This window comes from Corallococcus exercitus (assembly GCF_042231735.1).
Taxonomy (GTDB): domain Bacteria; phylum Myxococcota; class Myxococcia; order Myxococcales; family Myxococcaceae; genus Corallococcus; species Corallococcus exercitus_B.
Window position 1 is genome coordinate 9844598 of sequence record NZ_CP102577.1, and the last position, 24490, is coordinate 9869087.

A 24490-nucleotide genomic window follows, 5' to 3' on the forward strand; every position below is an offset into this window, starting at 1 on the left:
ACACGAATGTGGACCGGACTGGTCAATTATAAAATCGACCCCCCTCGGGTCAAGGGAACATAAGGCGCCATGCCCCCTTCTCCGACGCACCGGGTCGCGGGTGGGCCGGCCTGGTTCAACCCTCCTCCGGAGTGGAGCACTCCGGCCGCGCCGGGATGGAGCGGGGTGAGCCAAAACGGCGCTTCGCGCGCCCATAAGTGCCCGTTTCGTGGCCCTGGGGGACATGGCCGGGCGCCTGCACTGGAGCGGACGCGGAGGGTGCCAAACATGAGCGCCAACGCGAAGTCGCAGGCCCGGAACAACGCCCAGGACATGCAGCAGGAGATGGGACGGCCGTCGCTGATCCGCCTGGAGGGAGGCCTGGAGCGCTCCCGCTACTCGGACGGGTGGCGGGCGGGCAAGCCCGCAGAGGACCCGGACAAGGTGAAGAAGTGGGGGCTCATCACCGCGCGGCCCAGCGAGTTCCTCATCCACATGCGCCGCGGTCGCGTGCGCGAGGTGAGCGGCCAGGGCGCCAGCTGCTTCAAGCTGCCGGGGGACTCGGTGGCCATCGTGCCCACCAGCATCCAGCGGCTCCAGTTCACCGCGGATCAGGTGACGAGCGAGAAGGTAGGCGTCGCGGTGACGGGCCTGGCGGTGTACCGCATCGCGGATCCGCTGGTGGCCTTCCGGATGCTCAACTTCAGCTACCCGGAGCGCGCGCAGGAGAAGCTGGCGGAGCTGTTGGGGGAGATGTTCGTGGGCGCGGCCCGGCGCCTGGTGGCGAACCTCTCCGTGGAGGAGTGCCTCACCCGGCGCAAGGAGGGCATCGCGGAGGAGCTGATGCGGGAGATTGCCCCCGTGCTCTCCGGGCGGGGCCGGCTGGAGGACCGCACCGACACGGGCTGGGGCGTGCTGCTGGACACGATTGAGATTCAGGACGTGCGCGTCCTGTCCTCCGCCGTCTTCGAGCACATGCAGGCCCGCTTCCGCCGTGAACAGGAGCGGCAGGCGCGCGAGGCGGAGCTGGCCAAGGAGCGCTTCGTCCAGCGCGAGGAGACGGAGGCCGAGCGCGTGCTCAACCTCCAGAAGCTCGCCGCGCGCGAGGAGGTCCGCCAGCGCACCCAGGCCACGGAGGAGCAGGCGCGGCTGGAGCAGCTCGCGGTGGAGGCGCGGCTCGCGCAGGCGAAGATGGAGCAGGTGCGCCAGCAGCAGCAGGAGCGCACGTCCGTGGAGCGCGAGGTGGCGCTCGCCAGGCTGACCGCGCAGGAGGAGGTCCGCACGCGGACGCAGGCTCTGAAGGAGCAGGCCCGCCTGGAGGCGCTGGCCACGGACGCGCGGCTGGAGGAGGCACGGCTCACGAGCGAGCGGCAGCTCGCGTACAACCGCGCCCAGGGTGGGCTGGAGCAGCTGCGCTGGGAACAGGACGCGGAGGCCGCCAAGGCGCAGGTGGAGCTGGACCGGCTGCGCCGCCAGCAGGAGGCGGAGGCCGCGCGTCACGAGGTACAGCTCGCCGAGGCCCGGCAGGAGGCCGAGCAGCTGTCCGCCCGGCTCCAGGTGCTGCTGGCGAAGCAGTCCATCGCGGAGGCGGAGACCGGCATCGCGGAGCTGGAGCTGCGGCGCACCCGCGCGCAGCAGGGGCTGGAGATGGAGCGCGCGAAGGCGCTGCGCGACATCGAGAACTCGGTGAGCCCGGAAGTCATCCAGCTGACGTTGGCGCGGCAGCTGCCGCAGGTGGCGGCGGCCTTCCAGCAGCAGATGGGCGAGGTGCACGTGACGGCGGTGGATGGAGCGAACCCCTTTGGCTACATCGCCGCCGCCGTGGAGGGCGTGATGGGGCTGGCGCGCTCCGCGGGCCTGAAGGTGCCTGCTTCCCCTTCGCAGGTGCCTGTGGGGTAGCCGCGTCCCCTGCCTCCGCATATAGAAGGGGGCCTCCACAGGGTCCGGACGCGCGGAGGCGAAAAGGCACGCATGGACACGAAGAAGCTGACGCTGGCGGCGGTGGTGGCGGGAGTGGCGGTGGCGGTGGTGCCGTGGCTCTTGCCCACCGGCCCGAGCGCGGGGCTGGACGCGGCCCGGTTCCTGGAGTCCGGCAGCCTCGCGTGGGGCGCCCTGGTGGTGTTCGCCGGCGGCCTGCTCACCGCGATGACGCCGTGCGTGTACCCGCTCATCCCCATCACCGTGTCGGTGTTCGGCGCGCGGAAGGCGGAAGGGCGGGGCCGCTCGCTGGCGCTGACGTCGTCGTACATCGTGGGCATGGGCGTGGTGTTCAGCGCGCTGGGCATCCTGGCGGCGAAGACGGGCCAGGCCTTCGGCTCCATGCTGGGCAGCCCCCCGGTGGTGATGGGGCTGGCGCTGTTCCTGCTGCTGCTGGCCTCGTCGATGTTCGGCGCGTTCGAGCTGGCGCTGCCGTCGTCCATGCAGACGAAGCTCAGCAACGTGGGCGGCGCGGGCCTTGCCGGTGCGTTCGTGATGGGCAGCGTGTCCGGGTTCCTGGCGGCGCCGTGCACGGGGCCGGTGCTGACGGGCCTCTTGGCCTTCGTGGCGAAGTCCGCCAACACGACGTTGGGCGCGACGCTGCTGTTCATCTACGCGCTGGGCATCGGCGTGCCGTTCTTCCTCATCGGCGTGTTCACGGTGCGCCTGCCGCGCGGTGGCGTGTGGATGGAGTGGGTGAAGAGCGTGCTGGGCATCATGCTGGTGGCGCTCGCGTTCTCGTACCTGAAGGACGCGTTCCCCTGGGCGCGCGACACCGTGAAGGCGCTGGGCGCCGAGGTGGGCCAGGTGCCCGGCGCGGTGATTGCCGCGGTGCTGGTGACGGTGGGCGTGCTGGTGGGCGCGGTGCACCGCTCGTTCAAGGAGGGCGCGCGCGACTTCGGCTTCAAGGCGCTGGGCGTGGCGCTGGTGGTGGGCGCGCTGGTGGTGCGCGGCGGCGCGCTGGACGCGCGGCCCACGGGTGAGCTCTGGGTGCGCATGGGGTTGCAGGAGCGTCCCGTGGCGCCGTCCTGGCAGTGGGACCACGTGATGCCGGCGAAGACGGCGACGTTCGACGCGAGCCAGTTCGAGCAGGTGCTCGCGGCGGCGAAGAAGGAGGGCCGCCCGGTGCTCATCGACTTCTTCGCGGACTGGTGCGCGGCCTGCAAGGAGCTGGACCGGCTGACGTACCCGTCCACGGAGGTCATCTCCCAGGCGCAGGACAGCCGCTTCCTCACCATCAAGATCGACGCGACGAACAGCGAGGACCGCCTGGACGCGCTGATGGAGCAGCTGGGCGTGGAGGGCCTGCCCACGGTGGCCTTCGTGAACCCGGACGGCACGGTGCTGACGAAGCCCCGCGTGACGGGCTTCCTGGAGCCCGTGCCCTTCGCGGCGGAGATGCGGAAGGTCCTCCAGTAGGAGGCGCCTCACCGCGGCCGGGCGTCAGAGGTAGTTCTCCCACCCCAGCCGGCCCCGGCTCGCGAGCACGCGCTCAATCATCAGCTCGTGCAGCGTGAGCAGCGGCTTCGCGAGCTCCTCGCCTTCCAGCCGCGCGAGCGCGCCGGCCATGGCCTCCAGCGTGGACATCCCGTCCGGGTGCGGCGGCTTGCGCAGGCGGCGCGTGTCCGGCGCGGGCGGCGGCAGCCTCAGGCCCGGCAGCCGGCGCAGGGCGGGGACGCGCTGCACCATGCGCCGCGCCTGCGCCCAGCTCCCGTCGATGATGACCAGCCGCTTCGGCGGTGGCCCTTCCGCCTCCGGCGCGTCGGGGAACAGCAGCCACGTGTCCGGCGTGTCCAGCACCGATGCGTCAAAGGGCGCCCCGGGCGCGCCATAGGAGACGATGTGGCAGCGGGGCAGCGCCAGCGCCGCGATGCGGGCGGTGTTGGTGCTCTTCTGCGACTCCTTGTTGTGCCGGATGATCAGCAGCTCCGTGCGCGTGGGGATGACGGGCACGTCCGCGCACAGGCACAGGGCCGTGGGCAGGTAGCACCGCTCGCAGCGGCCGGACAGGTCCTCCGGGGTGCTCGACCTCATTTCGCCGCGGTGCGGTAGCGCTCCATCAGGGCCCGCGCCTCACGCAGCTTCTCCTCGACGAAGCGGTCATCCGCGTCCGGCTCGTATTCGGCGTCCGGTGGGTCCAACTGGAAGAGGGCGGACAGGCTCGCGGGCGCGACCTCCAGCCACTCGGACGTGCGGGTGAGCGCGGCCTGCCGGCGCCCGGCGAAGGTCTCCGGCCCGTCCTCCGGGCCGCAGCGGCAGATGCGCGCGGAGTCTCCGGACACGTCCACGTAGAGCCCCAGCACCTCCGCGTCCACCTCCGCCGCCAGGGCGCAGGTGGCCTCGCTGACGTAGGCCGCCATCGCCTGCGCCGCGGAGCGCTCCGTCAGCGAACGCACCAGGTAGACCTGCCACCCGGCCTCCGTGAGGGCCCCGGCCTCGCTCAGCGGGGCCAACTCCGCCGGAGGCGCCTGGATGCGCGACAACAGCCGGCGCACGGGGACCTCCAGCCGCTCGAGCCGGGCGTTGGACGCGGGGCAGAAGAAGACCACGCGGTACTCTCGGCTGTCGGCGGCGGTTTCCATGGGCATACGGCGTGGCCCAAGAGGACCAAAGGACTCCCCAGGCATGCAAGGGGGAGTTTCGCTCCGGGACGCTTCCCCGGGCCCCCGGGAGGCTTCCTCCGGACCGGGAGGGCGCTCCCCCGGGAGGTGTCACCCCGCTTGACGCACCCGGAGGCCCGCCGCGCGGTGCGTCCCCGGAGCCTTCCCGGAGCCTTCCTGGCGGATCCCCGCGTTCACGAAAACGCTCCAGGCACCTCCAGCCGCTGGGGCATGCTGGGCCCCATTTTCCACGCCACTTCCACGCCGGGCGGGGCGCGCGCCACCCGGAGGCAAGACACACCCACGGAGAGGAATTGAACCGGGAGTGCCTGGATGTCTGTCTATTCCATGCAAGGAATTGGCGTCTGCTTGAAGTGTTCCAGCGACACTGGTCGCCGTGACGCGGGAAGAAGCGCGGCAGCGTTTGTCGCATCCGTGAGAGAAAAAGAATCCGACCCTCGGCGTTCTCTGGAGGGAAGGGAGGCGGTCGCATGGTGCCAGGGAGGGAGGAGCCGCCAGTCCGGGAGGGCTCTGGAGGGGAGTTCGCCGCGTTCGCGATCCGCCATCAGCCGGTGCTGGTCGCCATCGCGCGCAACGTCTGTGGCAAGAGTGCCAGTGATTGCGACGACCTGGTGCAGGACGTGCTCTTGCGCGCGCTCCTGCAATGGGAGCGGCTCAAGCGGTGGCCGGAGCCCGCGCGCCGCGCGTGGCTGGTGCGCGTGCTGCACAACCGGTTCCTGGACCAGTGCCGCCGCCAGGGCGCGGAGACGGACCGCCGGGTGGACCTGCACAACGTGCACATGCTCTTCGAGGACCCGGAGGACGCGCCGGAGCCCGAGCAGTGGGAATGCGTCACGGAGGACGAGCTGCGCCAGGCCGTGGCGCGGCTCAACGAGAAGCTGCGCCAGGCGTTCGAACTGCATGCGCGGGGCCTTCGCCATGCGGAGATCGCCCGGCGGATGAACACCCCCAGCGCGGGAACGGTGGGCACGTGGCTCTTCCACGCCCGCCGCCGCCTCAAGGCCATGCTCCACGACACTGCGGAACGCCGCCGCCAGGAGAGGGAACGATGAGCAGCGCGTGCGAGGACCTCCAGCCCTTCCTGGATGGAGTGCTGTCCGCCGAGGACCAGCGCCGCGTCCGCGGCCACCTGGCCGGCTGCGACGTCTGCTCCCGGCGCTTCCACGACCTCCTGCAACTGGAGATGCTCGCGCGGCTCGCGCTGGAAGACGCGGCGGAGAGCGAGCGCTGGGTGTCCGCCCGTCAGGCCCGTGAGACGGTGCCCGGCTCCTGGGACGACGACGTGCCGGAGAACTGGCCGGGGGACGTGCTCGCCACGCAGGAGCCGCCTCCTCCCGAGCGCGAGGGCCGCGCGTGGCACCAGGGCGCCCGCCGCTTCCGCCGCCGCTGCCCGGGGTGCGCCAACTGCTGCCCCTGGTTCTCGCGGACGGAGGCCGTGGAGGCTGTCAGCGCGCCGCGCCTTCCGTGCCCGCGCTCCAGCCGCTCCGGTGGGACGCTGCTGCGCCCCCGCTCGCGGCGCTGAAGAAGGGCTCGGGCAGCCTGCTCCTCCCTGGGGGGCAGGCGGGCGAGCCAGCGCCGGACCGCTGGGAGCGGAATCCACCAAGGATTGCCTCCGCTCGCGTTTCGCAAGGGACGGGAGGCGGCCGCGTGACTCGGGGCCCTGACGCGTGATGGATCTCTGGTGCAAGAAGCTCTACCGGTTCCTGGATGGGGAGCTGGAGTCGGGGGACGAGGAGCATTTCCGGCTCCATCTGGCCCTCTGCCGCGCGTGCGCCAGCGGGCTGCATGATGCCATGCAACTGGAGATGCTCAGCGTCCAGGCCCTGTGTGGAGCGGTGGCCCACAACGACGCGCCACCCCCGCCTTCCTCCGTCCGCGAGCCGGTCCGCTTCTCCCTCCCTCGCGGCCGGTGGCTGCAGGCGCTGGGAGCGGTGCTGGCCATGGGGCTGGGAGCGCTCGCCGCGTTCCTGACGGGGGATGGCTTCCGGCCGGGGGACGCATGGCGGGCGGATGCGTCCGCGCGGGAGCTGGAGGCGCGCATCGCGTACCCGGCCGCGGACCGGTACCTCCCCTACGTCCCCGTCCGGACGGGTTCGGGGGACCTGGCGGCGCTCGCGGCCGAGCCTCCGGTGCCCCTGCGGACCCTGGCCGCGCTGGAGGAGCGGGGGGACCTGCATGGCATCGCGGCGGCCTACCTCGTGCGTGGCGAATTGCGTCAGGCCGCGGACTTCCTGTCGCGCAGCGCGCCGTCCCTGGACCGGGACAGCGACCGGGCCGTGGTGGCGATGGCGGCGGGGGACTTCCGGGGCGCGCTGGAGCTGCTCGAAGGCGTGCTGCGTCAGGCCCCGGATCATCCCCAGGCGCTGTGGAACCGGGCGCTGGTGCTCCGGGCCATGGGGCTCCCGCTCCAGGCGGCGGAAGCCTTCGATGCGGTGGCCCGCCGGGGAGAGCCGGGCTGGAGCGAAGAGGCCGGGATCCGGGCCCGCGCGCTGCGGCAGGGGGGAAACTTTCTGAAATAAATGAGGCAGGGGCGACCCAAGGTTTTTTGCGGTCGGCGTCTAATTATCGAGGCGCGGCGTGGCGGCGGCGTGGATGGACCGGAGACACCGCACCCCGGGGGGAAGCGATGTACCGCATCGAAGCGTGGAGCCAGGGGGACGGTGCGCTGTGGGCGCCCGGTTCCAACGGGGGCGCGGGCGTGCGGCCGGAGGACGAGTCCCGGGAGCCCAGGGGATACCGGGTCGACGAGGATGAGGGGGACGGGGAAGAGGCCTCCTGGCACGAAGGGGAGGAATCGCTCTTCGATTTCGATGAAAGCGGCCTGGACGGGGTCGCCAGCTACTGACGTTACGGCGCGCGCGGTTGGATGTCCGCGCTCCACGCGGCCTTCGGGGGAGGGCCGCCGCTTCCAGTGGATCCGCCAGCCGTGAGGCCCGGCGGGTTCCAGGTGTCCCGGACCGGGGGGGACGGGGCCCGGAAGCGTGAAGGAGCGAGGCCATCCGAGCGGGTGAGCAGGTGGGATGCGCCCCAGGCCCTCCGCGCCCGGAACCCAGGAGGTTCCGGGGCGGGGGGCTTCGGTTTTTCGGGCACGCTACGCTGCCCCACCTTCTTCCCGACCCGGAGTTCCCGACATGAAGCGTTGGCGCAGCGTCCTTCTGCCCGCCCTGAGCCTGGGCTGCCTGGTGGCGTGTGCCACCGCGCCCGTGCGCGACACCGCCGTCCCCGCCACCTCGCCCGTGCCACCGCCGTCCCAGGAGCGGGCCCTGCGCGAGTCCTGGCTGAAGGAGCGGCACGGCCTGCTGCTGGACATGATGCGCCGGCACGGCGTGGGCATGTGGGTGGTGGTCAACGAGGAGTTCCACGATGATCCGCTGACGGCCTGGGTCGCGCCGCCCCTGCCGTACGCGGGCAACCGAGACGTGTTCGTCTTCGTGGACGCGGGCGACGCGGGGCTCCAGAAGGTGGCCTTGACGGGCTACGCCACGGAGGCCGTGACGCGCTTCTTCACCTCGCCTCCGGTGGAGCGCAAGCAGGAGGAGGCGCTCGCGGAGCTGGACGCGCGCTACCACCCGCGCACCATCGCGCTGGCCATGGACGGCCGGCGCGGCGTGACGCGCAGCCTCACGCATGACAGCTACAAGTGGCTGGCGGCGGCGCTGGGCCCGTCCGCGGAGGCGCGCTTCGTGAGCGCGGGGCCGCTCATCGAGGAATACCTGGACACGCGGCTGCCCGGAGAGTTCACGCCCTACCGCGACCTGGTGGCGTTGACGGAGTCGCTGGTGAAGCGGGCGCTCTCCAACGAGGTGGTGGTGCCCGGCAAGACGACGGTGGGGGACGTGCGCCGCTGGCTCTACGACGCGCTGTTCGAGGCGCGCGTGGGCACGTGGTTCCAGCCGGACCTGCGCGTGCAGCGGCAGGGCATGAAGGACGGCTTCTCCCGGGGCTTCCTGGCGGTGGCGGACGAGGCGGTGGTCATCCAGCGCGGGGACCTGTTGCACGTGGACTTCGGCGTCACGGCGCTGGGCCTCAACACGGACTGGCAGAAGATGGCGTACGTGCTGAAGGACGGGGAGCAGGACGCGCCGGAGGGGCTGAAGCGCGCGCTGGCGAACACGCAGGCGCTGCAGGACGCGCTGATGCTGCGGGCGTCGCGGCCGGGGCGCTCGTCGGCGGACGTCTACGACGCGACCATGGCGGAGATGAAGGAGCGGGGCATCGAGGCCAAGGTCTACAGCCATCCGCTGGGCGCGCAGGGCCATGCGCTGGGGGCGGCCATCGACTTCCGCGCGGCGTCGCGCAAGGAAGCGCCCCGGCTGTTGCGCAAGGGCTCGTACCTCGCGGTCGAGCTCAGCACCACCACCGCCGTGCCAGAGTGGGGCGGGCAGCAGGTGGCGGTGATGCAGGAAGATCCGGCGTACCTGACGGACGAAGGCTGGCGGTTCTTCGTGCCGCGCCAGGACGCCTTCTATCTCATCCACTGATGACACGAAGGGAGCGGACGTGATGCGCGTGGGCAGGCCATGGACGACGTTCGGTGGGGAGGGCCGCGCACGAGGCGCGCTGCTCGTCCTGGGATTGGGACTCACGGGGTGTAGCGCCGCCGGTGGGGACGAAGCTCCCGCGCGACAGGAGCGCCCGCTGGTCGCGGACGCGTCGCTCCGGCCGCCGCGCGCGGTGGACAGCCTGCTCAGCCTGTTCGACCAGACGGCCTCCGTGGTGGAGGGCGAGGTCACCGACGTGCGCTCCGAGTACTCGCCGCGCACGGGCCCGTGGACGGTGGTGACGCTGGGGGACGTGCGCGCGCACCTGGGCGCGGCGCCCCGGGAGCTGCGCCTGAAGCAGGCCGGAGGGCTGCTGCCGGATGGACGCCAGCTCGTGGTGAGCCACGTGCCCCGCTTCGTCCGGGGCGCGCGCTACGTGGTGTTCCTGCGCAACACCGGGTGGAGCCTGTCGCCGGTGCTGGACGAGCACGCGTTCCGCGTGGAGCCGATGGGAGGCCGCGAGGTGCTGGTGGGGGCCGAGGGCGGGCTCGTGTCCGGCCTGGGCTCGGAGGGCGTGCGGCAGACGGCGCCGGTGTTCGAGACGGTGGACCTGATGGGCGCGCGTCCGGCGCTGCGCGCGGAGGCCCAGGCGCTGGGGGCTGCTCCGGAGGCGCTGGAGCGGGAGGCGTTCCTCTCGCTGCTCCAGAACCACCTGCGCGCGCGGGGACTCACCGTGACGGGGGCGTTCCGCGAGGAGCCCGTCACCACCGCGTCGTCGCTGTCCGTGCCGGTGACGCCCGCCGTGGCGAATCCGGCGGCGCCGCGTGCCGTTCCCCTCCAGCCCGAGCGGGACATCCCGCCCGGCCAGCCGTGATGAGGTCCGCCATGAAGACAACGACATTCGTGGGTGCCGTCGCGGCGCTGGTGCTGGGCGGCACGGAGGCGGGAGCCGCCGCCTGGGACACGTGCAACGGGTCGCCGGTGAAGTGGTACAGCGGGCCCGTTGTCTACCGGAACCGGTGCAGCATCCCGGACTCCGGCAACGTCAACACGGCGTACTGGAACGGCTTGCGACAGTGGGACGACCTGTCCCACATCGTCAGTGGCTACAACGTGAACGCGGCGACGGACTGCTCGCTGAACCACAGCGACGGGCAGAACGAGATCGGCCTGTGTGACCGGGCGGCGATCGACGGGAACAACGGTGTGACGTACTCCACGGTGGGGCTGTGCTTCATCGGGAGCAACGGCATCGACGAGGCGGACATCTGCATCGCCAGCGACCTGGACTTCACGCCTCGCACCGGAAACGCCTTCGGTACGTCGGGCCGCAGCACGTTCGTGCACGAGGCGGGGCACTTCTTCGGCTTCAAGCACGAGGGAGGGCACAGCATCCTGCGCACCTCGCCGCCGCACCTGGTGACGGGCGGCTTCGAGTCCTCCACGCTGTGGCCCACGAACGCGCAGGGCATGAACACGCTGTACGGCTATTCGCAGACGAAGCCCAACCTGCTGCCGTCGTCGATGGGCGTGGTGGGTGACGTCGCGCAGACGCTGGATCCTTCCGGCACCCAGACCGTGTGCCGCGGCACGGCGCAGAGCGTGAAGTTCTACGTGGGCAACATGGGCAACGCGGCCGTGTCGTCCTACACGCTGCGCGTGCGCCTGAGCCCGACGGCGCCGCCGAATGGCTACAGCGAGTCCACCACCATCGTGGCCACGTTCAACCACTCGCTGGGGGCGTTCTCGGAGGGCACCTACTCGCTGGGCTTCACGGTGCCGGCGTCGCTGCCGTTCAACACGTACTACGTCTACCTGGACATGGATCCGGAGGGCGTGGTGTCCGAGCTGCGTGAGAACGACAACACCACCGTCAGCGCGATGACCCTGCGGGTGGGCTGCTGACCATGCGGTACGGCGCCCTGATGGCCGCACTGCTCCTGGGCGCCTGCGCGAAGCCGAGGGAAGAGCCGATGTCGTCGCGCGGAGCGCTCAAGGACGCTCCCGCGGCGGTGTCCTCCTCCGGCTCCGAGCGTCCCCAACCGCGCGGCGCGGCCACGGTGCGCACGGACCAGGGCACCTACTCGGCCCCGGCCGTGCGGTTCAGCGCCGACTTCCTGAATGATCCGCCTGTTCCCCTGATGCGGGTCGCGCTGAGCGCGCAGTCTGAGGACGGGGGCTCCTGGCGCTTCCGCATGGCGGTGGACGCGAAGTTCCTGGAGTCGAAACACGCCACCGCGCGGATCATCTCGCAGACGGCGCTGGGACCGGGGCTGGCGGTGGTGGACTCCCAACTGGCCCAGGGGCCCGCGATGACGATGGACGAAGGCACCCTGGAACTGACCGTCACCGGGAACCAGGCGAGGGGTGAGGTGCGAACGAAGGACGGACGCGTGCGCGCGACGTTCGAAGGGCCGCTCACCATCGAGTGCATGGTGCCACCCGCGTGGCTGAGCGGAGCGAACGTGCAAGGGGCACCGCCCGCGCCAGTCCCGTCCTCTCCCGACGAGGGGACTATCCGGGTGCCCGATGAGGCCCTGGCCACAAGGCAATGCCGGTCCGTGGCGGACGCCTTCCGTTGATGCCAGGTGCCCCTCCCCAGGTCCCCGGCCACGCGGCCCCCTCGCCGAGCGGCCCCAACCGGTCCGACAGTCGGACAGGTTTCCACGGCCAGGGAGGAGGGACGCCCCCTGCCAGGCGGTTGCCCCAACCGGTCCGACAGTCGGACAGGTTTCCACGGCCGGGGGGACGGACGCCCCCCTGCCACGGCGGTGGTCCCAACCGGTCCGACAGTCGGACAGGTTTCCGCTGCTCGGATGGGACGGGGGCCTCTGCCAGGGCGGTGGTCCCAACCTGTCCGACAGTCAGACAGGTTCGTGCGGTGAGCCGCTGACGGGGGCCCCTGCCAGGGCGGTGGTCCCAACTTGTCCGACAGTCGGACAGGTTCGTACGGTGCGCCGCTGACGGGAGTCACAGCGGGATTCCCACCTTCTCATTCATCGGGCCACGGGACGGCCCGGTCACTCCGCGTCGCGACCGCTCACGTCCGCCCACGTCAGGCCGAAGCGGGCCAGGTACTTCCGGAGCCGGTCCGCGTCGTTGACGCTCTTCTTCTGCGCACGCGACTGCGCGAACAGCGTCCGGCCCGCGTCCGACAACGAACGCGCGGAGCGGCACACCGTGACCACGTCCGCGAGCTGCACCCGGTCGAACCGGTCCAGCTCCGCCGCGCGCGCCGGGCCCATCACCTCCACCAGCACGCCCTCGCTCCCGGACGTCGCCGCCGTGCCCGCGGGACGCCACTGCGCCCGCAGCCGCTCCAGCTCCTCGTCCACCACCTCGCGGGTCATCCGTCCGCCCGCGGCCAGCGTGGACATGCGCAGCACCGCCGCGTTGAGGTCGCGGAAGTTGCCGCTCCACCGGGCCTCCGGGGACGTGGCGAAGCGCAGGAAGTACTCCTGGGCCTCCTTGCTCATCGTCACCCGCGTGCCCAGCGCCTGTGAGGCCTGATCCAGTTCGTATTGCAGGTTGGGCGCGATGTCCTCCGGGCGCTCGCGCAGCGCGGGCAGCCGGAAGGTCCACAGGTTGATGCGCGCGAGCAGGTCCTCGCGGAAGCGTCCCCGCTCCACGTCCAGCTGAAGGTCGCGGTTCGTCCCCGCGATGAGCTGGAAGTCGCTCTCCGCCTCCTTGTCCGCGCCCACGGGCAGGAACCGCTTGTCCTCCAACGCTCGCAGCAACATGGCCTGCTCGTCCGCGCCCAGCTCGCCAATCTCGTCCAGGAACAGCACGCCGCCGTTCGCCTGCCGCATCAGTCCGGGCCGGTCGCCCACCGCGCCCGTGAACGCGCCCTTCACATGGCCGAAGAGCGTGGACATGGCCCCGTCGCCGCGCAGCGTGGCGCAGTTCAAGTCCACGAACGGCCCCGCCACCTGGTTGCGCGCCTTCTTCAGCGCGTAGATGCTCTTCGCGAGCTGCGACTTGCCCGCGCCCGTGGGGCCCGTCAGCAACAGCGGCGCTCGGGACTGCACCGCCACCTGCTCAATCCGCTCGATGAGCCGGTTGAACGCGGCGTTATGCGTGTCGATGCCGGACTTGAGGAACGACAGCCCCTCGCGCTGCTGTTGCCGGAAGCGCGCCGCCAGTGTGTCGTAGTTCGACAGGTCCAGGTCGATGATGGCGTGCGAGCCCACCGCCGCGTGCTCCTTCCCCTTGCCCGGGGACGTCTGCACCAACCGGCCCGGAATCAACCGGCTCTCCACCAGGAGGAACATGCAGATCTGCGCGATGTGCGTGCCCGTGGTGATGTGCACCAGGTAGTCCTCTTCCTCCGGATGGAAGGGGTTCGCGCGAACGTGGTCCAGCAGCGCGCCGTACGTCTCCTCCAGGTTCCACGGGTCCCGGATGGGCAGTGACGTGAGCCGTACCTGCGTCTCCGGGGACACCTGCGCGATGTCCTCCTGGATGACCGTGGCCAGCGACGACGCCCGGGGCGGGTGCAGCAGCTCCAGCCGGTGCACCAGCAGGTCCTCCTGCTGACACAGCGCCACCGTGGGCCGCCACCGCGCCCAGCGCTGCGCCCCCAACCCCGTGTCCAGCGTCGTCCCCAGCATCCCGATGACGACCGTGCGCCGCGTCTTCGCCTTTTGAGCCATCAGGATAGATATTTATCCCATGGGATAGGTATTTCCAGCCTGCCTGGTGGGCTTCCCTCGGAAACGGTGTTGGCACGCCGGCTGCTCTAGCTCCCCCACGTGACCGGGACACAGCGCCCGCGTCGAACGACCGAAAGGTGCAGAGCCATGGACCGCGTGAACACGAACTACGAGGTGCTGTCGGACGAGGCGGGCCGCCCCATCAAGGCGTGGACGGTGGGGGTGCCGTTCGAGGACGAAGCGAAGAAGCAGCTTCGCAACCTCCGCGGCCTGCCCTTCATCCACAAGTGGGTCGCCGTGATGCCGGACGTGCACCGCGGTTACGGCGCGACGGTCGGGAGCGTGGTGCCCACGGTGGGCGCGGTGGTGCCGGCGGCGGTGGGCGTGGACATCGGATGCGGGATGATCGCCGTGCGCACGACGCTGCGCGCGGAGCAGCTGCCGGACTCGCTGCGCGGGGTTCGCTCGGCCATCGAGGCGGCGGTGCCGCACGGCCGTACGGACAACGGCGGCCGGAATGACCGTGGCGCGTGGAAGGACTCGCCCGCGACGCATACCGCTGCCTGGGCCCGCCTGGCGGAAGGGTACGCGCGCATCGTCGCGAAGCACCCGCGCATCGGCCGTGGGCCGGAGCTGGCGCACCTGGGAACGCTGGGGACGGGTAACCACTTCATCGAGCTGTGCGTCGATGAGTCGGATGGCGTGTGGCTGATGCTGCACTCGGGGTCGCGCGGGGTGGGTAACCGCATCGGAAGCCACTTCATCGAGCTGGCGAAGGAGGACATGCAGCGCTTCTTCGTCCACCTGCCGGACGCGGACCTGGCGTACCTGCCGGAGGGAACGGAGCACTTCGAGGACTACGTGTTCGCGGTGAGCTGGGCGCAGGACTTCGCGGCGATGAACCGCGAGCTCATGCTGCACTCGGCGGTGGAGGCCCTGAAGGCGAGCGGCGAGCTGCCCCCGTTCGAGCTGTCCGAGTCCGCGGTGAACTGCCACCACAACTACATCTCGCGCGAGCACCACTTCGGAAAGAACTGCTTCGTGACCCGCAAGGGCGCGGTGCGGGCGCGCGAGGGCGACATGGGAATCATCCCCGGCAGCATGGGGGCCCGTTCCTACATCGTCCGCGGGAAGGGAAACGCGGATGCGTTCCACTCGTGCAGCCACGGCGCGGGCCGGGTGATGTCGCGCGAAGCGGCGAAGAAGCGCTTCACGCTGGAGGACCACGCGAAGGCGACCGAGGGCGTGGAGTGCCGCAAGGACGTGGACGTGATTGACGAGACGCCGGCCGCGTACAAGCCCATCGACGCCGTGATGGCCGCGCAGGCGGACCTGGTGGAGGTCGTCCACACGCTCAAGCAGGTGGTGTGCGTGAAGGGATAGCCGAAGCACAACCCACCCGCCGTCCTGCGGAGGTGCACATGCCGGGATGAAGCCACCGAGGCGCCCGTTCCCCCGAAGAGGTCCGCGCAAGCGGCCGTTAAGGTGGGGGAGCGGGCGCCGCTATTTTTTGTAATCAGGGATGGGATGCTGCATCCGTCCGCGAGCGCGCAAAGGAGCACCACGCACATGGTTCGCATCGATGGTTCACAGGGGGAGGGCGGCGGCCAGGTGCTGCGCACCGCGCTGGCGCTGTCGCTGGTGACGGGCACGCCGTTCGAGATGGTCAACGTGCGCGCCGGCCGCGCCAAGCCGGGCCTGCTGCGCCAGCACCTCACCGCGCTCAAGGCCGCGGAGGCCGTGGGCGCCGCGGAGGTGACGGGCGCGGAGCTGGGCTCCAAGCAGCTGTCCTTCCACCCGCGCGCGCTGACGGCGGGCAACTACCACTTCGCCGTGGGCACGGCGGGCAGCGCGACGCTGGTGTTCCAGACGGTGCTGCCCGCGCTCCTGCACGCGGATGGGGCCTCCACGCTGATGCTGGAGGGCGGGACGCACAACCCGGCGGCGCCGCCGTTCGACTTCCTGGAGAAGGCGTACCTGCCGCTCTTGCGCCGCATGGGCCCGCGCGTGGACGTGACGCTGGAGCGACCCGGCTTCTACCCGGCCGGCGGGGGCCGCTTCCGCGTGGACATCCATCCCGCGAAGCTCCAGCCGCTCCAGCTGATGGAGCGCGGCCGGGTGCTGCGCACGGAGGCCGTGGCCCAGGTGGCGTCCATCCCCTTCGACGTGGCGAAGCGCGAGCTGGACGCCGTGGCCGCCGTGCTGAAGCTGCGGCCGGATCAGCAGCGGCCGGAGGAGCTCAAGCGCGCCTTCGGTCCGGGCAACGTGCTGCGCGTCGAGGTGGAGAGCGAGCACGTGACGGAGGTCTTCACCGGCTTCGGCGAGCGCGGCAAGCGCGCGGAAGTGGTGGGCGAGGAGGTGGCCACGAAGGTGAAGCGCTACCTTGACGCCGGTGTGCCCGTGGGCGAGCACCTGTGTGATCAGCTCCTCTTGCTGTGCGCCCTGGCGAAGGGCGGCACCTTCCGCACGCTGGCGCTGGACAGCCACGCGCTCACGCAGCGCGACACCATGGCGAACTTCCTCGACGTGAAGGTGGACGTTCGGGAGGTGGAGCGCGACGTGCACGAAGTGACCGTGCGCGCCTGACGCGGGGCAGGGCGCAGGCGGGGCCCCGTCCGGTCGGATGCCCGGCGGACGGACGAGGCGCTTCCGCCAGCGGGACACAACCCGTGGCGTTACCTCGCATCCTTCCTACGTTGTAACCCGTGAGGGAGGCTGCGCGTGGCCGAGGTTCCTGAGGTGGAGATCATCGTCCGTGACCTGAAGCAGGCCGTGGTGGGCCGCCGCTTCGTGGACGCGGAGGTGCTGATGCCCGCGGCGGTGCGCTTCGCCTCGCCGCCGGACTTCATCCAGAACCTCCAGGGCCGCAAGGTGCTCGAGGCGGAGCGGCGCGCGAAGTTCATGCTGCTCGCGCTGGATGACGGACAGACGCTCGCGCTGCACTTCATGCTGTGGGGTGAGCTGCAGCTGCGGCCTTCCGGCAGCGAGCGGCCTCCCGCGACGCTCGTGGTCCTCACGCTGGAGGGCGGCGAGGAGCTCCAGCTCACCGACACGCTGGGCTACGCGCGCGTGGCGCTGGGGCCCACGTCGATGCTGGCCTCGCAGCTCAAGCTGGAGGAGCTGGGGCCGGAAGCGCTTGATGAAGCCTTCACGCCGGAGGTGCTGGCGAAGCTGCTCAGGCGCAGGCGCAGCGCGCTCAAGACGGTGCTCCTCAACCAGCGCGTGCTCGCGGGGCTGGGCAACCGCGACGCGGACGAGAGCATGTGGGCCGCGGGCATCGACCCCCGGCGCCTGGCGTCGTCGCTGTCTCCCGCCGAAATCGTCCGGCTGCACCGGGGCATCCGCGACGTGCTGGAGGAGGGACTGAGGCTGCGCGGCACGCAGCGCGACCTGTTCGGGGTGCAGGGGCAGGCGAAGCACCGGCGCAACATCTTCGGTAGGACGGGCGCGCCCTGTCCCCGCTGCGCCACGCCCGTGTCGCACCTGAGAATCGGCGGCCGCAACACGCACTGGTGCGCGCACTGCCAGCCCGCGGACGGCGCCGCGCCCGAGGCCCCGGCGCAGACCTCTCTGCTCTGACAAGCCCCCCGGGTGGCTGGTATGAACGGGCGCGTGTCCGACGTTCCCGCCCCCTCGCCCCTGGCCCTCGAAGACGCGCTCAATCTCGCGAGCGCGGAGCACCAGCTCCCCAGCTACTACCAATCCAGCGTGCGCCCGCTCCTGCGCGACCCCGAAGGGCGCTGGCCGCACTGCTGCGGCGGAGGCTGCGAGCCGTGCGCCCAGACGCTCATCCGCGTCGCGCTGCGCACCCTGGAGCTCATGGGCACGCCGCGCCAGAGCCCTCCGCCGGATTTCTAGGGGCCCCTCCTAGAACAGCCGCGTCCCCAGGCCCACGCGCCCGGTGAGCCCCAGCCGCGTCTGGCCCGCGCCCGCGCGCTCCTGGAACGTCTCCACCCCCACCTGTCCCGCCGCGAGCAGCGACACGTTGCCGCCCAGGTACACCTCCACGCCCAGGCCCCCCAGCGCCTGGAAGCGCCGCTGCTTGTCTCCGTTGAGCCCCAGGTCGATGGGCAGGTCCACCAGCCCCAGCAGCGCCACGGTGTCCGCCACCCGGTAGCCCGCCACCATCCCCGGCAGGATGCGCACCAGCACGCCGGAGAAGTTGTCGTCGTCCATGTACGTGGAGCCGGAGTTGAGGACCAGGCCCAGGCCCAGCGTCGGCGCCAGCGCGAACGACCCCTGGCGCACCACCTCCTTGCGGCCCACGAGCTCCAGCGACGCGCCCAGCTTGAACCAGTCGAAGCGTGCCCGCGCCTCCACCTCCAGCGCGCCCAGCCCCTGCCGGAACCCCAGGCCCACCTCCGGCGCCCCCGTGTAGCCATAGAGCGCCGTCGCCCCCGCCGGCAGCACCACCGGCGCCACCACGGAGCCCAGCGGGTCCTCCTGCGAGAGGGAGACTTCGGCATCCTGGGCCAGGGCCAGGGCGGGCACGACGAGGAGGGCAAGCAGCGGTCCGAGGCGCGTCATGGGCGCGCACCCTAGCGTGGGACGCGGTCTGGCCAAAACCCAACGAATCCAGGGACTTGGAGGCGGGTTGTACATTCACTCGGGTTCCCTGGAAGAATGGGGAATCCATGGTTGCCTACCTGCACGCCGCACCCCCCCCTGAAACCTCCACACCTTCGGGAGGTCGCGACGCACTCGCCCTGCCGGGTGAGGGTTCGGGCTCGGTGTTGCTGGTGGGCGAGACGGCGCGGCCGGCGGTGACGGAGGCGCTCATCGCGGAGGGCTTCGAGCCCGTGCACGTGGAGGGCGCGCGCGCGGCGCTGGCCCGGCTGGGCCTGGAGCCCGGGGTGTCTCGGCCGGAGTCAGAACCGGCGCGGCCGGAGCCGGCGCTGCCCCGGCTGGTCATCATCGACGCGGACCTGCCGGACGGCGACGGCTTCAGCCTCTGCGGCGTGCTCCGGGCGGACGCGAGGTCCGCGCACCTGCCGGTGCTGCTGGTGGCCCGGCACCCGGAGGAGTTCCACCGCGACCTGGCCGCGGGCGTGGGCGCGGACGAATACCTGGTGGAGCCGGTGGACGCGCGCGACGTGGCGGTGCTCGCGCGGCTCAAGGCGGGACGGCGCGGCGAGGAGGACGTCTACGACGCGCACACTGGAGCGCTGCCCCTGGTGGGGCTGGCGCGCGCGCTCCTGTCCGGCGTGCGCTCCGGCCGGGTGGTGCTGGCCGAGGACACCGGCGCCTTCGTCTTCCGCCACGGCCAGGTGGTGGACGCGAGCTTCCACGGTGAGCGCGGCAGCCTCGCGTTCCGGCGCCTGCTCTGCTTCGGCGCGGGCGCGTACACGGTGACGTTCGGCCCGGAGCTGCACCGGGGCACCCTCGCCCTGGACCGCCCGTTCCTGTGCGACCAGCTGGTGCCCGGCCTGGAGCGCTTCGAACAGCTGCGCGTCAAGGGCCTGCCCCTGGCGGCGCGGCTCACGGTGGACTTCAACCGGCTGGCGCGGGAGCTGCCCTCGCTGCCGGAAGACGTGGAGCAGGTGGTGCGCCTCTTCGACGGACGGCGCACCGTGCGCGCGATGCTCCTGGAGTGCCGCTTCCCGGAGGCGCTGGCCTACGAGGCGGCGACCCGGCTGTTCATGCTGGGCGTGCTGGTGCCCGCCATCCTGGTGGAGGAGCGCGAGCGCGCCCGGGAGTCCGCGGGGCCGCCCCGCCTCTTCGAGCCCGTCCTGGCTCCCGACCCGGAGCCGGACGCGTCGTAGGGGTTTGACTCGGGCGGCCTGCTCGGGGCACAAGGCCGGGAGCGCCACGGGCTGAACGCCCGTCCACCCCTCGCCTGAGCCGCCGCCATGTCCGGTCACAACCGATGGTCGAAACTCAAACGCCGCAATGCCGTCCTGGGCGTGGCCAAGGGCAAGCTCTACTCCAAGGCCATCAAGGAGATGACCGTCGCCGCGCGCCTGGGCGGCGGTGACCCGGCCAGCAACGCCCGCCTGCGCGTGGCCGTGGCCCAGGCGCGCGAGTCCAACATCCCGCGCGACACCATCGAGCGCGCCATCAAGAAGGGCACGGGCGAGCTGGCCGGCGAGTCCTACGAAGAGGTGACGTACGAGGGCTACGGCCCCGGCGGCGTCGCGCTCATCATCGAGTGCCTCACCGACAACCGGAACCGCTCCGCCAGCGACGTGCGAAACCTCCTGAGCAACCACGGCGGGAACCTGGGCGCGGAAGGCGCCGTGGGCTGGATGTTCCACAAGAAGGGCGTCATCACCGTGAAGCCCGGCCCCACCGAGGACCAGGTGATGGAGAAGGCCCTGGACGCGGGCGCCGAGGACGTCGTGGACCAGGGCGCGGACGGCTTCGAGGTGCGCACCGCCCCGGCGGACCTGCACGCGGTGGGCGCCAGGCTGGAGGCCGCGGGCCTGCCCCTGGGCGAGCAGAAGTGGACCTTCGTGCCGCAGAACACCGTGAAGGTGGAAGGCGACAACGCGAAGCGCCTGTTGAAGCTGATGGACGCGCTCGACGACAACGACGACGTGCAGCACGTGCACGCCAACTTCGAAATCGACGAGTCCCTGATGGAGTCGCTGTCCACGTAACGCCCCGAAAAGGGCGCGTGGGAAAGGAACGGCCGGTGCGCGTGCTCGGCGTGGACCCTGGCAGCCGCTTCATGGGCTTCGGGGTGGTGGAGGAGAAGAAGGGCCGGCTCGTGCACCTGGGCCATGGCGTCATCAAGGTGGTGGAGTCCGCGCCCCTCGCTGAGCGCCTGAAGGATTTGCACGCCGCCCTGAGCGCCGCGCTCCAGCGCTACCAGCCGGAGGCCGTGGCCGTGGAGGGCCTCTTCACCTTCCGCAACGCCCGGAGCGCCCTGGTGCTGGGCCATGCGCGCGGCGTGGCGCTGCTGGCCGCGGCGCAGGCGGGCCTGCCCGTGCACGAGTACGCCCCCGCGAGCGTGAAGAAGTCCGTGGGCGCCAGCGGCGCGGGCAACAAGGACGCCGTGGCGCGCATGGTGCGCACGCTGCTCGGCGTGGATGAAGCGACGCTGGAGCGCGCGGATGCCAGCGACGCGCTCGCCGTCGCGCTGTGCCACTTGAACCAGTTCCGCGTGGGCATGCCCCGCGCCAGCGCGCCCGGTAACGGCAAGCGCAAGGGGGCCGCGTCGGTGCTCGCGGACCGCCTGTCGTCCGCCTACCAGCGCCCGGAGACCCGCTGATGATCGCCCGGCTGCGTGGCAACGTGTTGGAGAAGGGCCCCGAGGACGCCGTCATCGACGTGCAGGGCGTGGGCTACCGCGTGAACCTCTCCACCGTCTCCCTGGGCAAGCTGCCCGCGGACGGCCAGCCGGTGGACATCCGCATCCGCACCGTGGTGCGCGAGGACGCCTTCGAGCTCTTCGGCTTCCTCTCCCCCCAGGAGGAGGAGCTCTTCCAACTGCTCAACAGCGTGTCGCGCATCGGCCCGCGCATGGCCCTGGGCGTGATGTCCGGCATGGAGGTGGGCGAGCTCATCGCGGCGCTGTCGCGCGGTGAGACGGCCCGGCTCGCGAAGATCCACGGCGTGGGCAAGAAGACCGCGGAGCGGCTCGTGCTGGAGCTCAAGGAGAAGGTGCGCAACCTCCACTCGGAGGGCATCGCGCGCGGCACCACGCCCCGCGCGCCCGTCACCTCCGGCAACAAGGCGGACCTCGTCTCCGCGCTGCTCAACCTGGGCTACAAGCAGCCCCAGGCGGAGAAGGCCGCGGACGGCGTCATCGAGCGGCTGGGCCCGGACGCCACCTTCCAGGCCCTCTTCCGCGAAGCCCTCAAGTCCCTGCGCTCCAGCCCGTGACTTCCAGACACCGCGCTTGCCCCCAGGGGCGAGACGCGGTGCTTCCAAGGCTGGGAAATCCTCGGAAAATACGCGCAAGTCTTTTTCCCTTGGGACTCTGCTGACGTTGCCCGGCGAACGGCTTTACCGTTTGCTTGGAATCATCCGCTGGATCGCGCCGCTCACGGTCCGACATCCTTGCGCCATCCTGGCCGGCCATGAGCTGGCCCATTCCGCTGAAAGCATCAATTTCCAGCCCAGGTGCGGTGGTCCGGACTGGATCGCCTTGCCCCGAGGAGGTGTGTGTGATGGCGGCGTGGCGTGGTGTTCCGGTCCTCGTGCTGCTGCTCACCGGCGTCATCGGGGTGGGGTGTGGCGCGGCGGGCGGTGAGGCCGAGGTGGGGTGGGGCGAGGCGTCGGCGGCGATGGAGGAGGCGGTGGAGGGGGCGGCTTCCGGAGCACCGCAGCCGTGTGGCCCGTCGGCGCGGCCCGTGGGGGACCTCCGCCCTGGCGCGGAGGGCTCGGCGCCGGAGACGCTGGTGGAGGTGGACGGGCGCGTCTTCTACGGCGCGGATGACGGCGTGGCCGGCAGCGAGCTGTGGGTGACGGACGGGAGCACCCTGGACTCGCGCCGGGTGAAGGACCTCCGGCCCGGGGCGTACGGCAGCACGCCGCGCTTTCTCACGCGGATGGGCGGGCGGCTGTTCTTCGTCGCGGACGACGGCGTGAAGGGACCGGAGCTGTGGAGAAGCGACGGCACCGAAGCGGGCACGGTGCTGGTGGCGGACCTCCGGCCTGGAGCGCAGGGCAGCGCGCCGGACGGGCTGAAGGTGGTGGGCGCACGGCTGTACTTCACCGCGGATGACGGCGTGCACGGCCGCGAGCTGTGGAGCACGGACGGCACGGCGAAGGGCACGCAGCTTGCGCAGGAGTTCGCGCCCGGGCCGGCCTCGCTGTTCCTGGACGACCTGACGGAGTGGAGCGGGAAGCTGGCGCTGGTGGCGTACGGCGACGACTCGGTGACGCTGTGGGTCCTGGATGCGCGCTCCGGCGCCGCGCGGGTGCTCTTCCGGGGCCCGGCCTGGACGGTGCTCTTCGCGCTGACGCCTGTGGGGAGCGACCGCCTCTTCTTCCTCGTGGACCCGGGCCAGGGCGAGGCGGACCTCTGGGTGACGCGGGGCCCGTCCTTCACCACGTTCCCGCTGGTGCACGTCCCGGGGGACTACCCGGCGGAGCTCACGCCCTTGGGCAACAGCGTGTACTTCATGGCCGGAGCGGAGGGCTTCTTCGGCGAGCCCGGGGACCTGCTCCACGGCGGCGAGCTGTGGAAGAGCGACGGCACGCTCATGGGCACCCGCCTGGTGAAGGACGTGCGGCCGGGGCCCCTGGGGTCGCAGCCCTCCGGCCTGACGGTGATGGACGGGCGGCTGTACTTCGCGGCGGAGGACGGCGTGCACGGCCGCGAGTTGTGGAGAAGCGACGGCACGGCGCAGGGCACGGTGCTCGTGCAGGACCTGGAGCCGGGCCCCGCGAGCAGCACTCCCACGGCCCTCGCCGCGACGGACGGATGGCTCTTCTTCTCCGCGACGACAGCCGGCCGGGGCCGCGAGGGCTGGTACTCCAACGGCGCCCCGGGCCACGTGGACCCCATGCGCGACATCGCCCCCGCGGGGCTCCACGCGAATCCGCGCGGGTTCGTGCGCGCGGGGGGCCACGTCTTCTTCCTGGCCACGGATCCGGTCCGGGGCGAGGAGCCCTGGGCCCTGCCGTTCCTCCCCGCGGTCTCCTGCGGCCGTCCCCAGGCGCTGGAGCCGCTCAGGCCGCTCAGGCCGCGCGGCGCAAGGCGGGCGTGGGGTGCAGCCCGCCCGTGTTCGGCGCGGGCAGCACCACGGTGGGGCCCAGGCCCGGGGCCAGGAGGTGCGCGGTGAGCAGCGAAGACGGGTGGAAGTTCACGAACGACGCGTCATGCGCGGACGGCCCCGCGAAGAGCTTCTCCACCACCATGGACGCGTACTGCTCCAGCGAGTCCTCGCGCGTGTTGCCGTTGAGCACCACCTCCCAGCCCATCTGCTCCGCGAAGCGGCGCACGCCGGGGATGCGCGACAACAGCGGCGTGAAGCTCTCCGTGCTCACGCCGTTCTCGCTCACCACGAACACCTCATTCGCGGTGGCCACCGCCAGGGACATGTTCCCCTGCGTGTGGCCGGGCGTGCTCAAGAGCGCCGCGCCCTGGCCCAGCCACGTGTCCCCGTCCAGGAGCACCACGCGCTCCTCGGGCACGTCCGTGCCGCCGGGCACGAACCACACGTGCTGCATGGGGTGCAGGTGCTTCACCATGGTCCACTCGGCGCGCTGCACCAGCAGCTTCGCCCGGGGGAAGACGCCCGGCGTGCCGTCACCGCCCAGCCAGCCGCGCAGGTCCTGGATGTGCAGGTGGTCGAAGGCCAGGTAGTCCACGTCCGACGGCGTCAGCCCCAGCTGCTCCAGGTGGCCCTGCACCGTGCCGTGGCGCGTGGACATCACCTTGTCGGAGAGGAACGCGCCGTAGCGCTCGCGCAGCGCGCGGTAGAAGGGCGCCGCGTGGCCCCGCTCGTAGTCGGTGGGGTTGAAGAGCAGCGTGCGCCGCTGGCCGGTGCCTCCTTCCGCGAACTGCACCACCTGCATGCGGTTGGTCATCATCACGTAGGGCGCCGGGGACAGCGCCGCCCCGCTGAAGGCGAACAGGGTGGGGTAGGGGAACGTGATGAGGTCGCGGGTGGCCACCGCCGCCACCGGGCCCTCCCGGACGAAGGCCTCGCGGGCCTCCAGCGCGGCGCGGCGCAGCTTCTGCAGCCGGGGGCCGGGTGAACGCTCGGCGCGGGCCTCGGGCAGCAGGGGCAGGGGACGGAACGGGGCGGAAGCGGAAAGCATGACGCGACTCCCTTCGGGCAGGGGAACGGGCCCCCTGGCTGGCCGGTCGGCGTGCCACTCCGAG

24 protein-coding genes are annotated in these 24490 nt (G+C 71.6%); 19 read left to right on the top strand and 5 right to left on the bottom strand.

Annotated features, from left to right (window positions below; genetic code table 11):
* Window positions 1-267 precede the first annotated feature (267 nt).
* The gene (locus NR792_RS39625; RefSeq protein ID WP_375757868.1) at window positions 268-1878 is read left to right on the top strand and encodes an SPFH domain-containing protein; all 1611 of its coding nucleotides are present in this window, start codon (window positions 268-270) and stop codon (window positions 1876-1878) included.
* 72 nt (window positions 1879-1950) lie between these two features.
* Entirely contained in the window at window positions 1951-3375 is a 1425-nt protein-coding gene (locus NR792_RS39630) for a protein-disulfide reductase DsbD family protein (RefSeq protein WP_375757869.1), read from the top strand.
* Window positions 3376-3399: 24 nt separating this feature from the next.
* On the opposite strand, the gene NR792_RS39635 is transcribed toward NR792_RS39630, so the two are convergent.
* Complete coding sequence (locus NR792_RS39635) at window positions 3400-3990, bottom strand: tRNA-uridine aminocarboxypropyltransferase (protein ID WP_014395290.1); 591 nt, start codon at window positions 3988-3990, stop codon at window positions 3400-3402.
* On the bottom strand, window positions 3987-4538 hold the full coding sequence (locus NR792_RS39640) for a hypothetical protein (RefSeq protein WP_014395291.1): 552 nt from the start codon (window positions 4536-4538) through the stop codon (window positions 3987-3989). Before NR792_RS39640 ends, NR792_RS39635 begins: the two co-directional genes overlap by 4 nt.
* A gap of 509 nt (window positions 4539-5047) precedes the next feature.
* Here NR792_RS39640 and NR792_RS39645 point away from each other — a divergent pair.
* From NR792_RS39645 to NR792_RS39680, 8 genes are all read left to right on the top strand, one after another.
* The gene (locus tag NR792_RS39645; protein WP_120564062.1) at window positions 5048-5629 is read left to right on the top strand and encodes an RNA polymerase sigma factor; all 582 of its coding nucleotides are present in this window, start codon (window positions 5048-5050) and stop codon (window positions 5627-5629) included.
* Window positions 5626-6099, top strand: a complete 474-nt coding sequence (locus tag NR792_RS39650) for an anti-sigma factor family protein (protein ID WP_375757870.1) — start codon at window positions 5626-5628, stop codon at window positions 6097-6099. The genes NR792_RS39645 and NR792_RS39650 overlap by 4 nt, the downstream gene beginning before the upstream one ends.
* 148 nt (window positions 6100-6247) lie before the next feature.
* Window positions 6248-7096 carry a tetratricopeptide repeat protein gene (locus NR792_RS39655; protein ID WP_375757871.1) on the top strand — a complete coding sequence of 283 codons (849 nt, stop codon included), beginning with the start codon at window positions 6248-6250 and terminating at the stop codon, window positions 7094-7096.
* 107 nt (window positions 7097-7203) lie between these two features.
* Entirely contained in the window at window positions 7204-7422 is a 219-nt protein-coding gene (locus tag NR792_RS39660; protein ID WP_375757872.1) for a hypothetical protein, read from the top strand.
* Between the two features lie 286 nt (window positions 7423-7708).
* Window positions 7709-9058: a M24 family metallopeptidase gene (locus tag NR792_RS39665; RefSeq protein WP_375757873.1), complete on the top strand. Its 1350-nt coding sequence runs from the start codon at window positions 7709-7711 to the stop codon at window positions 9056-9058.
* A gap of 22 nt (window positions 9059-9080) precedes the next feature.
* Window positions 9081-9932, top strand: a complete 852-nt coding sequence (locus NR792_RS39670) for a hypothetical protein (RefSeq protein WP_375757874.1) — start codon at window positions 9081-9083, stop codon at window positions 9930-9932.
* Window positions 9933-9943: 11 nt separating this feature from the next.
* The gene (locus NR792_RS39675) at window positions 9944-10963 is read left to right on the top strand and encodes a CARDB domain-containing protein (RefSeq protein WP_375757875.1); all 1020 of its coding nucleotides are present in this window, start codon (window positions 9944-9946) and stop codon (window positions 10961-10963) included.
* A 2-nt stretch (window positions 10964-10965) separates the two neighbouring features.
* Window positions 10966-11640, top strand: coding sequence for a hypothetical protein (locus tag NR792_RS39680; RefSeq protein ID WP_375757876.1), 675 nt, complete (start codon window positions 10966-10968; stop codon window positions 11638-11640).
* Between the two features lie 438 nt (window positions 11641-12078).
* Here the strand turns inward: NR792_RS39680 and rtcR are convergent, their stop codons facing one another.
* A complete protein-coding gene (gene rtcR / locus NR792_RS39685) occupies window positions 12079-13710 on the bottom strand; it encodes an RNA repair transcriptional activator RtcR (RefSeq protein ID WP_375757877.1) in 1632 nt (543 codons plus the stop codon).
* Between the two features lie 147 nt (window positions 13711-13857).
* On the opposite strand from rtcR, the gene NR792_RS39690 reads away from it, so the two are divergent.
* From NR792_RS39690 to NR792_RS39705, 4 genes are all read left to right on the top strand, one after another.
* A complete protein-coding gene (locus tag NR792_RS39690) occupies window positions 13858-15093 on the top strand; it encodes an RtcB family protein (RefSeq protein ID WP_375757878.1) in 1236 nt (411 codons plus the stop codon).
* Between the two features lie 186 nt (window positions 15094-15279).
* On the top strand, window positions 15280-16296 hold the full coding sequence (gene rtcA, locus NR792_RS39695; protein ID WP_375757879.1) for an RNA 3'-terminal phosphate cyclase: 1017 nt from the start codon (window positions 15280-15282) through the stop codon (window positions 16294-16296).
* A 135-nt stretch (window positions 16297-16431) separates the two neighbouring features.
* The gene (gene mutM, locus NR792_RS39700; RefSeq protein WP_375757880.1) at window positions 16432-17289 is read left to right on the top strand and encodes a DNA-formamidopyrimidine glycosylase; all 858 of its coding nucleotides are present in this window, start codon (window positions 16432-16434) and stop codon (window positions 17287-17289) included.
* Window positions 17290-17310: 21 nt separating this feature from the next.
* Window positions 17311-17568: a hypothetical protein gene (locus tag NR792_RS39705; RefSeq protein ID WP_375757881.1), complete on the top strand. Its 258-nt coding sequence runs from the start codon at window positions 17311-17313 to the stop codon at window positions 17566-17568.
* A 9-nt stretch (window positions 17569-17577) separates the two neighbouring features.
* Here NR792_RS39705 and NR792_RS39710 read toward each other — a convergent pair whose 3' ends face one another.
* Window positions 17578-18237 carry a hypothetical protein gene (locus NR792_RS39710; RefSeq protein WP_375757882.1) on the bottom strand — a complete coding sequence of 220 codons (660 nt, stop codon included), beginning with the start codon at window positions 18235-18237 and terminating at the stop codon, window positions 17578-17580.
* Window positions 18238-18344: 107 nt separating this feature from the next.
* Here NR792_RS39710 and NR792_RS39715 point away from each other — a divergent pair, with 107 nt between their 5' ends.
* From NR792_RS39715 to NR792_RS39735, 5 genes are all read left to right on the top strand, one after another.
* On the top strand, window positions 18345-19472 hold the full coding sequence (locus NR792_RS39715) for a PleD family two-component system response regulator (RefSeq protein ID WP_375757883.1): 1128 nt from the start codon (window positions 18345-18347) through the stop codon (window positions 19470-19472).
* 87 nt (window positions 19473-19559) lie between these two features.
* Window positions 19560-20309, top strand: a complete 750-nt coding sequence (locus NR792_RS39720) for a YebC/PmpR family DNA-binding transcriptional regulator (protein ID WP_375757884.1) — start codon at window positions 19560-19562, stop codon at window positions 20307-20309.
* Window positions 20310-20344: 35 nt separating this feature from the next.
* Window positions 20345-20923 carry a crossover junction endodeoxyribonuclease RuvC gene (gene ruvC, locus NR792_RS39725; RefSeq protein ID WP_375761762.1) on the top strand — a complete coding sequence of 193 codons (579 nt, stop codon included), beginning with the start codon at window positions 20345-20347 and terminating at the stop codon, window positions 20921-20923.
* Window positions 20923-21537 (top strand): Holliday junction branch migration protein RuvA, encoded by a 615-nt coding sequence (gene ruvA, locus NR792_RS39730; RefSeq protein WP_375757885.1) that lies wholly within the window; start codon window positions 20923-20925, stop codon window positions 21535-21537. The genes ruvC and ruvA overlap by 1 nt, the downstream gene beginning before the upstream one ends.
* A 287-nt stretch (window positions 21538-21824) precedes the next feature.
* The gene (locus NR792_RS39735) at window positions 21825-23444 is read left to right on the top strand and encodes an ELWxxDGT repeat protein (RefSeq protein WP_375757886.1); all 1620 of its coding nucleotides are present in this window, start codon (window positions 21825-21827) and stop codon (window positions 23442-23444) included.
* Here the strand turns inward: NR792_RS39735 and NR792_RS39740 are convergent.
* Window positions 23341-24426, bottom strand: coding sequence for a hypothetical protein (locus NR792_RS39740; protein ID WP_375757887.1), 1086 nt, complete (start codon window positions 24424-24426; stop codon window positions 23341-23343). The genes NR792_RS39735 and NR792_RS39740 overlap by 104 nt on opposite strands.
* Between the last annotated feature and the right edge of the window lie 64 nt (window positions 24427-24490).